Origin of the sequence: Clostridium magnum DSM 2767 (assembly GCF_001623875.1) — a bacterium.
In the GTDB taxonomy this organism is placed as follows: Bacteria; Bacillota; Clostridia; order Clostridiales; family Clostridiaceae; genus Clostridium_AM; species Clostridium_AM magnum.
Genome location: NZ_LWAE01000006.1, coordinates 36,360 through 48,431 on the forward strand (window position 1 = coordinate 36,360; position 12,072 = coordinate 48,431).

Below are 12,072 nucleotides of genomic sequence, written 5' to 3' on the forward strand. Positions count from 1 at the left end.
TATGTAAAGTTCAGCTATTATTATAAGTATATTATAGCTTATGATAATTATAATTTCCAATAAAAAAGAGACTAATTAAATAGTCCCTTTCTTATTGGAAAATTCAATCTTTATTTGCTTTAGTAAAGACTTATTATCTAATAAATCAAAACCTGTTAACGCAAGAGCTTGAGCCGTTTTCATAACTCTGTCTTGAGCAAAATAGGATACTGTGGCCATTGCAAACTCTGCAGAAGAATACTGTAAGTTTTTATCCTCTGTAATAGAAATATATGGATGTATACAAGGTACTAATTGACTTACTGTACCAAGACTAAGAGCAGAATTGGTATTTTTAGGAGACTCAATATCTATTATTCCACATTCCTTTAAGTTATGAGAAAATACTCTTGATAAAACGCTATTTGGAATAAGTTCATCATAAGGAAGTTCATATAAACATATTTCTGATTCAACGTCCATTATGTAGCTTGTAGTTTTAACTAGTTCTCTTATTTTCTTTTCTATTTCACAAGCAATGCACATTTTAGAAGACCGAATATAAAACTTTGATTCTGTCTCAGAAGGTAAGAGATAAGGGGAATCTCCACCTTTTAATATTACTCCATCGATAGTGGAATCATCATCAAAGCCCTTTTCTAGCAAGTTTAATGTATTAAAAGTAAAAAGACATGCATCTAATGCAGAATAGCCTTTTGACTTTCTATAGGTGAAGCCTTCCTTACTTTTATAGGTTATTTTAATTGGAATTACGGCCATAGAATTGCCGCTCTCAGCTGTTATTGTGTCTGGGTGAGCCATTAAAACAACATCTATATCATTGAAAGTGCCCTGCTTTGCCATAGTAATTTTAGAACTACCTAAAAATTCACCAGGACAACCAATAACTATTACACTACCACCTAACTTAGGAATAATCTTAGATAAAGATATGGCAGCGCCTAATGATATGGAAGATATTAAATTATGACCTACAATATGCCCAAAGTCCTTTACTGCATCATATTCACATATATAGCATATCTTAGGGTGGCCAGAACCATACTTAGCATAAAAAGCAGTATCTATGTCTAAATAATGTTCTGTAACTTCAAAATCGTGACTTTTTAACATATTTACTATATAATCATGGGCTTTGTGTTCATGGAAGCTCTCTTCGGGATTTTCATAAAGATATTTTGACAGATTTAACATATCTTCTTTTATTAAACATAAATGGGTTGTTAATTCTTGCTTCATATATATACCTCCAATGGGTTTGTGATAGAAAATAGCATAAATAACATAATTAGGTTGTAAATTTTTTCAGATCCATTTAAAATAAATTTATATAACCTATAAATTATAAATGTTAATGTAATCAAAATTCTATTAATTAGGGAGTGATTATTATAAATTATAAGATGGTATTAAAAAACAATTTTAAGATTTTACTTTTATTTTTATTTATTATTAGCACAACTTCAAAGGTTTATGCACAAGGAAAATATCAAAGATATGGTGGTAATGATAGATATGAAACATCCATAAAAATAGCCCAAAATTTCAGTGATAAATCTGAATATGCAATATTAGTATCAGGTCAGAATTATCCAGATGCTCTTTGTGCATGTCCACTTTCAAAAAAGTATAATGCTCCAATAATACTTACTTCAGAGGGACAATTAGACGAAAGAGCAGCTACTCAGATTAAAAATCTTCAAGTTTCAAAAGTATTTATAATTGGCAAATCCATATCTAAGGATGTAGAAGAGAGTTTAAGCAGCATGGGGATAACAAGTGAACGTATAGGTGGCGAGAATAGATATGAGACTGCTATGCTTGTTGCTGATCATGTAGGTATAAAGGATAGAATAGTCGTAGTATCTGGAGAGAATTATCCAGATGCATTATCAATTGCACCAGTTGCAGCGATAATGGACATGCCTATTATACTTGTAAACAAGGACGTTATACCAGATGTTGTTAAAAACTCATTAAAGGATAAAGGTTATACATATACTTATGTTATTGGATCAGAAGGTGCAATAAGTGAGGAGGTAAAAGCTCAATTTAAAAATTCAGAGAGAATATTTGGGCAGAATAGATATGATACTAATATTGCTGTAATAAATAGATTCATAGATGTACTAGATTTAAGCCATGTTTATCTAGCTTCAGCTGTTAACTTTCCAGATTCTCTTTCAGGGTCTGCATTAGCACAAAAAAATAAATCACCTTTAATTTTAATCAGCGAAGATATAAATGAAACTGAGCAAAATAATATTAAGCAAATACTAGCGTCGTCTAAAAACACTTATGTACTAGGTTCTGAAGGAGCAGTTTCATTAAAGGCTCTTTATCTAGTAGGGCTTGAGGAAAAACCGCCAGAGGAACCTAAACCGCAAGGAGTTCAGCCGCCACCATGGACTGATTCTTTTGGTGTAATAAATGCGGATGAAACTACAAGAGTAAACATAAGACAGTATGCAAATTCCTCTTCAGCAGTTATAGGCTCAGCATATGGAAGCCTTTCTGAGGTTAAGGTTTTAGAAGGAGAGGGAGACTATTATTATGTTGAAACTCTAGATTATGATAGCGGAAATGTTATAAGGGGATATGTACCAAAGGTAAGTGTTAAGACAGTAACTCCAACAGGCCCTTACAATATATATGTAAACAAAAGTAAACAAAGAGTATATATTTTTAATGGACAAACAATTGTAAAAGAGTTTATCTGCTCTACGGGGAAAGATGAGACTCCAACACCTTCTGGTAGATTTTTAACAGGTGGTAAAGGACCATTTTTTTATGCTTCGGATAGTTCTATCTGTTATTATTGGACAAGAATTAATAACAACTATCTTTTCCATAGTGCTATTTATGATTTACAGGGATATCCTATAGAGTCTGAGTATGAAAAGCTGGGTTCAAAAGCTTCTCACGGATGTATTAGGCTTCCAATCGATGATGCAAAATGGATTCAAGATTACATTCCATATGGCACCCTTGTTACGGTAAGCGATTGAAGCAAGATATTTGTTGGGTAAAATTTCTATTTTACTTATAACCTCAGTGTGATAATTAAAAGTTATCATGTTGAGGTTAATTTATTTATGTGGACAAAATAAGTTTATAGGTGTAATTGAATATTATATATTATGAGAGGCAATAATTTAAGGTATTAACAATAAATAAGGGGGATATGAAATGAAAAAACAAAGCTGTATTATATGTGGGAAGCCTCTAAATAGTGGTATAATGATATATGGTAGAGGAATATGCCAGTGTTGTGAAGAAAGGTTACTTTATTTAGAACTAGACACAGATTTTTATACTTATTACAAAGAATGTTTAAGAAAAAATGTAGTTCAAGTTATTATAAGAGGAGAGAAGCTAAGTTGTCAGAATTACCGATTTTAGAAGGTATTTTAAAATACGTGAAAGAAGAAAATATATCATTTTGTATGCCAGGACATAAAGGTGGAAGAGGGTTTGCTAATACTCCCATTGGTAAGGAGTTTATAGAAAGTTTTTTAAAGTGTGATGTTACTGAAGTTGATGGATTAGATAATCTTCATAATTCAGAAGGTATAATAAAAGAAGCACAGCAGCTTTTAAGTGATTTTTATGGCAGTAAAAAGTCTTATTTTTTAGTTAATGGAAGTACTTCAGGAAATCTAGCTATGATATTTAGTTGTTTTAATGAAGGCGATAAAATAATAGTAGAAAGAAACTGCCATAGATCTATTTTTAATGCTATAATAATGAGAAAGTTAAGGCCTGTATACGTAAAAAATATAATAATTGAGAGATTAAATGCTCCTTTATCTATGGATTTGGAGCATTTTTCACAGGTTTTAGACAATAATAGAGATGCAAAAGGTATAGTGGTTACATATCCTAATTACTATGGGATATGTGGAAACTTAAAATACATAATAGAGCAAGGAAATAAACACGGAATAAGGGTATTAGTAGATTCAGCACACGGGTCCCATTTTGGAATACATGAAAACCTACCAGAAAGCGCTGTAAGACTAGGTGCAGATATGATAGTTACTAGTACCCATAAAACGCTTCCAAGCTTAACTCAAACGTCCTACTTGCATATAAATAATGGACAAGATATTAAAAAAACCGATTTTTATGTAAGTGCACTTTTAAGCACAAGCCCTTCTTATCTTTTTTTATGTGCTATGGATTATGCTCGATTTTATCTAAACAAATACGGTAAAGAACAGTATGGGCGGATTTTAGATATTTGTAGCTATTATAGAAACAAAATAAATGAGATAGAGGGGATATATATACTGGGCAAAGAAGATATAAATAGTTTTAATCAGTATATTAATAAAACTAGACAAATAAATGACTATACTTATGGTATAGATACCATTTTGGATATAGATACTACTAGATATGTAATAAACTTAAGAAGCGGATACAGTGGACATTTACTTTTAAAATATCTGAAAAAACATGGAATTCAAGGAGAAATGAGTGATAATTCTAACGTAGTACTAATTTTTTCTCCATTTAATGATGAAACAGAATTTAAAAAGTTATATACAGTTTTAAAAAAATGTAATTTGGATGAATTAAAAGATAAGGATGTAAGCATTGTTAATTTTGATATACCTAAAATAGAACTTTTACCCTATGAAGTTATGGAAAAAGAGAAGGAATATGAAACCTTACAGGAATCCTTAGGAAGAATAAGTGGGTCAAATATTGTGCCTTATCCACCTGGGGTTCCAATCTTAGTAATGGGTGAAGTGATAGACAAAAATTGCTTAGATGCTATTTTTTATTGTAAAAATAATGGATTAGATATACTAGGTATAAAAAATGACAAAATAGAAGTAATGAAGTGTAAACTTGAATCAGATGGGGTTTCAAACTCACCTGATTCTTAGTTGAACGAATCCAGGGGCGTACCCGCTCTTTACTGCCACTTTGGAGAAGATGGGAGTATTAGAGCGGGTAGTCATCGGATAAAATAGTATAGAGGATGTTAAGTATCAACATATATTTTTGCATATGAAAAGAAATAACAAATCAGATATACTAGCATACTGATTTGTTATTTCTTGGAAGATGGCTTGTGGAGGGAACATGATGAATTTGAAAAAAGGTAAGGTCATAGTAATAGAAGGTTGTGATGGAAGTGGTAAGGCAACTCAAACACAAAAGTTGTATGAAAGACTTATGAAGGAGAATTACAAAGTAAAAAAGATAGAGTATCCTAATTATGATAGTGAATCTTCGGCACTAGTAAAGATGTATTTAGGTGGATTGTTTGGGAATAAGCCTGAAGATGTAAATCCATATGTAGCTTCTACTTTCTATGCTGTGGATCGATTTGCTTCTTATAAGATAGACTGGAAGGATTTTTACGACAATGGAGGAATAATAATAGCAGATAGATATACTACTGCGAATATGATACATCAAGCTTCTAAAATTAATGATTTAGAAGAGAGAAAGAGATTTTTAGATTGGCTTTGGAATTTCGAGTTCAGTACTTTTGAGCTACCAACTCCAAGTTGTGTTATTTTTTTAGATATGCCTCCTAAGTATAGTAAGATGCTTATGAAAGAAAGAGCTAATAAGATAACAGGGGAGAATGATAAAGATATACATGAAAAAGATTATGAATATTTAATTGATTCATATAATAATTCCTGTGAAGTATCTGAAAAGTATGAATGGCATAGAATAAGTTGTGTAAAAGAAGAGCAAATAAAAACTATTGAAGAGATTCACAATGAAATATATGAAGAGGTAAGGCAAAAAATTTTAAGTGAATAAGAAGTTAAGAAGAATTTCTAAAATGTTATAAGGAAAATTATATGTAAATAACGAAATTGCCATAAAATGTGATAAAATTAACTTAAGAAAAGTCTTATAGATAAAGTTTGTTTATCAAGTGTAGAGTTCATAATAATAGAACAATAAAAAGGGGTGAGGGATATGAAATTAATAATAGCAATTGTACAGGATGATGATGCAGTAGACCTAATAGAGCTTCTAACTGAATCAGGCTTTAGAGTTACAAAGCTTGCTACTACAGGAGGATTTTTAAAGGCTGGAAATACTACTCTTATGATAGGAGTAGAAGAGGAAAAGGTAGATAAGGTTTTATCTGAAATAGAACAAATTTGTAAAACAAGAGAGCAGGTTGTAACTACACCTACGCCGATAGCAGGTTCAACTGGGGTTTATGTACCATATCCAGTTGAAGTAGAAGTTGGAGGGGCAACTGTATTCGTAGTTGATGTAGATAAATTTATAAAAATTTAATTGGAGGGATTTATAATTGGACTTTAGTACCATGATAGGGCATGATACCATAAAGAATCAAATAGTTAATTCAATAAAGGGAAATAGGTTTTCTCATGCTCTTATTGTTACCGGTGAGAATGGTATTGGGAAAAGTCTTATTGCCAAGGAAATTGCCATTAGGCTTTTAGGTAAAGCTGAAGAAAAGCAGTATGTGGATATAGTGGAGTTTAAAATGTCCAAGGATAAAAAGTCTATAGGAATTGATGAAATAAAAAGTATAATACAAGAAACTACTAAAAAGCCATATGAGGGAGATAGAAAGGTAATAATACTATATAAGGCAGATGGTATGACAGAAGCGGCTCAAAATGCCTTTTTAAAAACTATAGAAGAGCCGCCCCGGGGTATTTTTATTATATTGCTATGTGAAAAATTAGAGAATATTTTAGATACTATAAAATCAAGATGTCAAGTATATAAGCTTAATCGATTAAGTGAAGAAGAAATGTTAAAATTCTTAAATAATAAGTTTGAAAGTCTATCTGAAGATGAATTAAAGGCTGTTAGTGCATTTAGTGATGGAATTCCAGGTAGGGCAGAAAGATTTTTAGAAGATAAGTCTCTTATGGAGATTAGAGATACTGTAATAGATATACTAAAGGGTATATGTGAAGGAAAATTAGATAAGACTCTATTATATACAGAGTTTCTATTAAAGTATAGAGGAGAGTGGCAGGAAGTATTAACTTATTTTCTTTCTTATATAAGGGACACATTAATATATAAGGAAACTGGAAACAAGGAATTAATAATAAATATAGATAAAATAAACGAAATAAAAGATATAGCAGAAATGTTCTCATTTAACAAGCTAAATGGTATTATTAATATTATTAAAGACACTAGAAGTAAACTAGAGAGAAATGTTAATGCAACACTAGTTTTTGATTCTATGTTGGTGAAAATTCAGGAGGTATAGTATGGTAACAGTTGTGGGTGTTCGTTTTAAGAAAGCTGGTAAAATATATTATTTTTCACCCGGTGAATTAGCTATAAAAAAGGATAACAATGTAATAGTAGAGACTGCAAGAGGAGTAGAATTTGGAGAATGTGTAATAGCACCTAAACAAATAGATGAAAGTGAGATAGTTTCTCCTCTTAAAAGTGTAATAAGAGCAGCTACAGAAGAAGACATAAGAAAACATACAGAAAATAAGGATAAAGAAAAAGAAGCCTTTGACATATGTTTAGAAAAAATTAAGCAGCATAATTTAAGAATGAAACTTATAGATGTGGAATACACCTTTGATAATAATAAAGTTATATTTTATTTTACAGCAGATGGAAGAGTAGATTTTAGAGAATTAGTAAAGGATTTAGCAGCTATCTTTAGAACAAGAATTGAGCTAAGGCAGATAGGTGTAAGAGATGAGGCAAAAATGATTGGTGGGCTTGGTCCTTGCGGAAGAACACTTTGTTGTTCTACATTTTTAGGGGACTTTGCACCTGTTTCGATAAAGATGGCAAAAGAACAAAATTTATCACTAAATCCTACTAAAATTTCAGGGATATGTGGAAGACTCATGTGTTGCTTGAACTATGAACAAGAAACATATGAGAAAATTAGAAAAGAATTACCGAAAGTAGACTCCCTTGTACAAACTTCTTATGGTAGAGGTATAGTAGTTTCTAACTCCGTAGTAAAGGAAAGTGTGAAAGTTAAGATAAAGATCCCGGATGGAGAAGAAATAATACAAGAGATACCAATAGAAGAGGTTGAGCTAGTCTCAGGAGGCTTTGAAGGAAGTATCAGTGAGGATGAAATTAAAATTGATGTGGAAGCCCAAGGGGCAGAGGATGTAGATATCATTAAACAGTTATTTAAAGAAGACTAAGGAGGTAAATATGAAATCTGTATTAAAAGTTTGTAATATGCACACTTCCGATGATGTTAATAAGATAAGAAAAGCTATTTCAGGTAATGAGGGCGTAGTAGCTTGCCAAATAAACAAAGAAAAAATGGAAATTAGTATAGTTTATGATGATTATTTTGTTACCAATGAGAACTTAATACAATCATTAGAGGATTTAGGATATGCTGTAATTTAAAATTAGCTTTAAAAATTGGTGTAAACGTGGTAAAATAAAATTAGATGCTTGTCATCCAAATTTATAAGGAGGTGTTACATATGGCATATAAGATTAATGAAGATTGCGTAAGCTGCGGAGCATGTGCATCAGAATGTCCAGTTGATGCTATAAGCCAAGGAGATCCAGTATTTGTTATAGCTGCAGATGCATGTATCGACTGTGGAAACTGTGCTAACGTTTGCCCAGTAGGAGCACCAGTTCAAGAATAATTAACGTAGAAAGACTGCCAAATGGCAGTCTTTTTATTTTTAGTAAAGTTTACAATAGTAAATTATTATAATATGTTCACCCTTTTATAGTGAAAAGTTCAATAAATAAGAATATAATATAAATATGGAAGATTATATAAAAATTATATAAAGATTAAGACCTTTTATACGAATATTTATCTTAGAAGAAGAAGTTTTTATTGTCAATTCAAATAAGACTTTGATGAGTGGAGGAGCATTATGGATACCCAAAAACCCAATAAAATTCCCGATATAATCACCATCCAAAGCCACGAATACATCTACATCCACTCCTTTTCCTAGTCAACCACTATCATACCATAATAACACAAATCTCATCAATTACCTACATAGATAACCACGACCGAAAGTAGACTTACACTCCGGTATATGTTTCCAAGCTTCAGCACTATAAAAACTTTTTATCACTCTAAAGCTTAGTATTTTGAAAATCTAAGAACATCTGATAAACTCGTACCTCAAACATATCAGAAGTCCTAAGATTTTCTAAAATACTAAGCTAAGATTGATTAAAAAGTTTTTATATGTGCCTTCAGCTTTGGAAACATATACCTGCGTGGAAGTCTACTTTCTGGTGTGGGTGTGTATATAGGGTTCAAGGGTCATAACTTAACTTATACCGAATAATTAAAATTCTTCTCCAAAAACTAAATGTACGGAGAAAGGAGTTTTGATTATGGGAAGAAAGTCATTCAGCATAGAAACATTACATGGATATAAAATTGAAGATTTAGTTGATCTAAAGAATAACACAGATAGCAAATATTCAAGATTAGCACTGGCTGTAGTAACAATGCGATACTTCGGACAGTCGAATACTGACATTATTGAGGCTACCAGGTTAAGCAAGACTTCCATTGTTAAGCATATTAAAGAATGGAATGCTCATGGCATAGAATCCATAAAAGATAACCGTGGCGGTTCTGAAAGTAAATTAGAACCAGAGATGGTTGATGATCTTATTTATGTGGCTACAAATAAGTCACCTGCCGATTTTGAATTCACATGCCATAATTGGTCTTGCCAACTTTTATCTCTATATATTGAAAAAACATATGGAATAAAAGTATCAGGTGAAACAATAAGGGTAACTCTTATTGCTAATAGACTATCTTACAAAAGAGCTCAACCAAAGCCTACGAAAGCTGACAAAGATGAACAGGAAGCTTTTAAAAAAAACTTTAGAAACACTAGACACTTTAGAGTCTTCATCTGAGGTAGTTGTCTATGCTTTAGATGAAACTAAAGTTTGTGTTGAATCGGACAACCGTCTCTTTTGGAGTCCTGTAGGAAATCCCCCTGTTCTTGAAAAAAATGCTTCGCATGATGGTGTTAATATCATAGGCTCTACTTCAATTTTAAATAATTTCCATACTGTCAATGACTTATATTCTTCCGAACACTCTATAACTTCAAAAGAAGTAAAAGCTCACATAGAAAATCTAATAGAAATTAATGAAGGTAAAAAAGTAGTACTATTCATGGATAATGCTAAATTTCACACAAGCTATGAAATGCAAAGTTTTTTCTTTGATAACAAAGGAAAACTAACAGTCATATTACTACCTAGGTATTCCCCCAACATGAATCCTCAGGAGAATATCTGGAACTATCTAAAGGCTAAATTATTTAGACCTTCTTCTAGAAGTTCTATTTTTGAGTTAATATCTGATATTAAGTTGCTATTTGACGAACTCAACAATGACTTTGATAAGATTCGTTCGTTAGCATATGCTAGAAGTTTCCTAGTATAAGTTAAATTTAAATCGTTGAACCCTATATAGGGTTACTTAGTCTAAACTTAATTTATTCATATAATCAAAGCATTGAAACCACAAGGTTTTAACATGTGTATAAGTTAAGTTGTAGGTGTGTAACCCTATATATAGATATCCAACTTCAAAGCTTTACATATTCATTAACTATTGTTCAGTAAACTCAATACCTTAGCTAAGTGAATATGTCAATTTATGAATTTGTTTATCTATATTTATTTAAATCTCTTATTTTTAAAGTAATATAAAACTACCGCAGTGGCACTAAATATTAAGAACAGCCCTATGAAGCCAAGAAAAACTTTAGTATTTGTCTCTATAATATTAAACTTATCCTTTAAAGATTTATTATCTTCCTTTTTAAACTTAAAGTTCTTTATATTACCATAGGTATCTATTAAAACAGAGTCTCCTGAAAGTTTTGAACTATATTTTGTTGTGGATAAAAACATCAATGATTTTAAAAGTATGTCATCCTTTGGTGACGTTAAAACTAAAATAGCCCTGCCTTTATTATATGGCGATACATCAAACTGAAAAGATGCTATATTTGAAGCATAGGGTTCTGTTAAATATAATTTTTCACTTCCTTCAAAGGAGCTATAATTCTTATTATATTTAAACCACAACTTAGAGTTTAATTCCTTTATAACCTTATTTCTCTGAGGAGTACCATATACTATAAGATTCATATTATGATACTTACTTGAGAAATTTTTCTCTTCTATAACCGTTAACTCTCCGTTATTGTATTCCATATCATTGCCCATATATGAAAAGATTCTGCTTATTCCTTCCAGCTCTTTTTCTGATAGATTTTCTGGTACTACAATTCCTATGTTATTAACTTGTTTGTCTGAAATAAACGGTTGAGGATAGTTATCGAATTTGTAAAAATCCACTTTATTATTAGGTATATAGATATATGAATCCCCTGTCACAATAGCCCAGGGCATTTCCTCCTGCCTAAACTGACAATTTAAATTTGGCTGTTCAAGATCAAATGCAATTTGTATATCCATATAATTGGATATCTGCATATCCTTAGGTATGGGTAATTCTAACTGATCTCCATTACATTTATCCTTATCTAGTTTTTTACTGCCTATAGGAATTCCATTAACATATATACCCTAATAAATCTTGGCTCAAAAATTGTAAAATACTTAGATATTTCAATTGTCTGAGAATTTTTTCAGCGAGTTATTGAAATTTCTTAGTATTTTACAATTTTTGAACCTTAGATTTATAGGACTATTTAAGATAATACTTTTATCTAGTTCAAGAATCACATGGGCTAAAAGCCCAAACCCCTATTGGTTTATGTGACGAAGCATTGCTACTTCGCAATATTGAAGACTTTATCTAGTCTTGTGAGTTTAAATATCTTTAAAACTTGAGGGTTTGTTATTGATTGAACCACAAAATTTCCATTAAGTTCATTGCACTTTTTATAAACGCCAACTAGGACACCCAATCCAGTACTATCGATAAAAGTACAATTACTAAAATCTAATGTAAAGTCTTTTTCACCATTTTCAATTAATTCATTAAGTTTTTTTCTATATTCAGAAGCTTCCTCAACAGAAAAATTCTCTGGTATTGTAATGTTTTTCATTATTATCACC

Annotated in this window: 14 protein-coding genes; 11 read left to right on the forward strand and 3 right to left on the reverse strand. The window is 31.2% G+C overall.

The window, feature by feature from the left end; all coding sequences use genetic code 11:
* Positions 1-75 precede the first annotated feature (75 nt).
* The gene (locus CLMAG_RS21155) at positions 76-1,239 is read right to left on the reverse strand and encodes a zinc-binding metallopeptidase family protein (RefSeq protein ID WP_066627152.1); all 1,164 of its coding nucleotides are present in this window, start codon (positions 1,237-1,239) and stop codon (positions 76-78) included.
* A gap of 164 nt (positions 1,240-1,403) precedes the next feature.
* Between CLMAG_RS21155 and CLMAG_RS21160 the strand changes: the two genes are divergently transcribed.
* The 11 genes from CLMAG_RS21160 to CLMAG_RS31070 all read left to right on the forward strand — a co-directional run bounded on the left by CLMAG_RS21160 (position 1,404) and on the right by CLMAG_RS31070 (position 10,423).
* Positions 1,404-3,008, forward strand: a complete 1,605-nt coding sequence (locus tag CLMAG_RS21160; protein WP_242873105.1) for a cell wall-binding repeat-containing protein — start codon at positions 1,404-1,406, stop codon at positions 3,006-3,008.
* Positions 3,009-3,189: 181 nt separating this feature from the next.
* Positions 3,190-3,402: a sigma factor G inhibitor Gin gene (locus CLMAG_RS21165; protein WP_066627153.1), complete on the forward strand. Its 213-nt coding sequence runs from the start codon at positions 3,190-3,192 to the stop codon at positions 3,400-3,402.
* Positions 3,381-4,898, forward strand: coding sequence for an aminotransferase class I/II-fold pyridoxal phosphate-dependent enzyme (locus CLMAG_RS21170; protein WP_066627154.1), 1,518 nt, complete (start codon positions 3,381-3,383; stop codon positions 4,896-4,898). Before CLMAG_RS21165 ends, CLMAG_RS21170 begins: the two co-directional genes overlap by 22 nt.
* A gap of 208 nt (positions 4,899-5,106) precedes the next feature.
* Positions 5,107-5,793 (forward strand): dTMP kinase, encoded by a 687-nt coding sequence (locus tag CLMAG_RS21175; protein ID WP_139264312.1) that lies wholly within the window; start codon positions 5,107-5,109, stop codon positions 5,791-5,793.
* A 162-nt stretch (positions 5,794-5,955) separates the two neighbouring features.
* Positions 5,956-6,285, forward strand: coding sequence for a cyclic-di-AMP receptor (locus tag CLMAG_RS21180; RefSeq protein WP_066627158.1), 330 nt, complete (start codon positions 5,956-5,958; stop codon positions 6,283-6,285).
* Between the two features lie 16 nt (positions 6,286-6,301).
* Positions 6,302-7,246: a DNA polymerase III subunit delta' gene (locus CLMAG_RS21185; protein ID WP_066627161.1), complete on the forward strand. Its 945-nt coding sequence runs from the start codon at positions 6,302-6,304 to the stop codon at positions 7,244-7,246.
* Position 7,247: 1 nt separating this feature from the next.
* A complete protein-coding gene (locus tag CLMAG_RS21190) occupies positions 7,248-8,162 on the forward strand; it encodes a PSP1 domain-containing protein (protein ID WP_066627163.1) in 915 nt (304 codons plus the stop codon).
* Positions 8,163-8,172: 10 nt separating this feature from the next.
* Positions 8,173-8,376, forward strand: a complete 204-nt coding sequence (locus CLMAG_RS21195) for a heavy-metal-associated domain-containing protein (protein WP_066627167.1) — start codon at positions 8,173-8,175, stop codon at positions 8,374-8,376.
* Positions 8,377-8,456: 80 nt separating this feature from the next.
* Complete coding sequence (locus tag CLMAG_RS21200) at positions 8,457-8,627, forward strand: DUF362 domain-containing protein (protein WP_066627169.1); 171 nt, start codon at positions 8,457-8,459, stop codon at positions 8,625-8,627.
* Positions 8,628-9,345: 718 nt separating this feature from the next.
* Entirely contained in the window at positions 9,346-9,885 is a 540-nt protein-coding gene (locus CLMAG_RS31065) for a helix-turn-helix domain-containing protein (RefSeq protein ID WP_082831966.1), read from the forward strand.
* Complete coding sequence (locus CLMAG_RS31070; RefSeq protein ID WP_082831967.1) at positions 9,824-10,423, forward strand: transposase; 600 nt, start codon at positions 9,824-9,826, stop codon at positions 10,421-10,423. The genes CLMAG_RS31065 and CLMAG_RS31070 overlap by 62 nt, the downstream gene beginning before the upstream one ends.
* A gap of 236 nt (positions 10,424-10,659) precedes the next feature.
* Here the strand turns inward: CLMAG_RS31070 and CLMAG_RS21210 are convergent, their stop codons facing one another.
* Together CLMAG_RS21210 and CLMAG_RS21215 are read right to left on the reverse strand one after the other, a co-directional pair.
* Positions 10,660-11,574 carry a cellulose biosynthesis cyclic di-GMP-binding regulatory protein BcsB gene (locus tag CLMAG_RS21210; RefSeq protein ID WP_082831968.1) on the reverse strand — a complete coding sequence of 305 codons (915 nt, stop codon included), beginning with the start codon at positions 11,572-11,574 and terminating at the stop codon, positions 10,660-10,662.
* A 209-nt stretch (positions 11,575-11,783) separates the two neighbouring features.
* Positions 11,784-12,062 carry an STAS domain-containing protein gene (locus tag CLMAG_RS21215; protein WP_066624978.1) on the reverse strand — a complete coding sequence of 93 codons (279 nt, stop codon included), beginning with the start codon at positions 12,060-12,062 and terminating at the stop codon, positions 11,784-11,786.
* Positions 12,063-12,072: the final 10 nt, after the last annotated feature.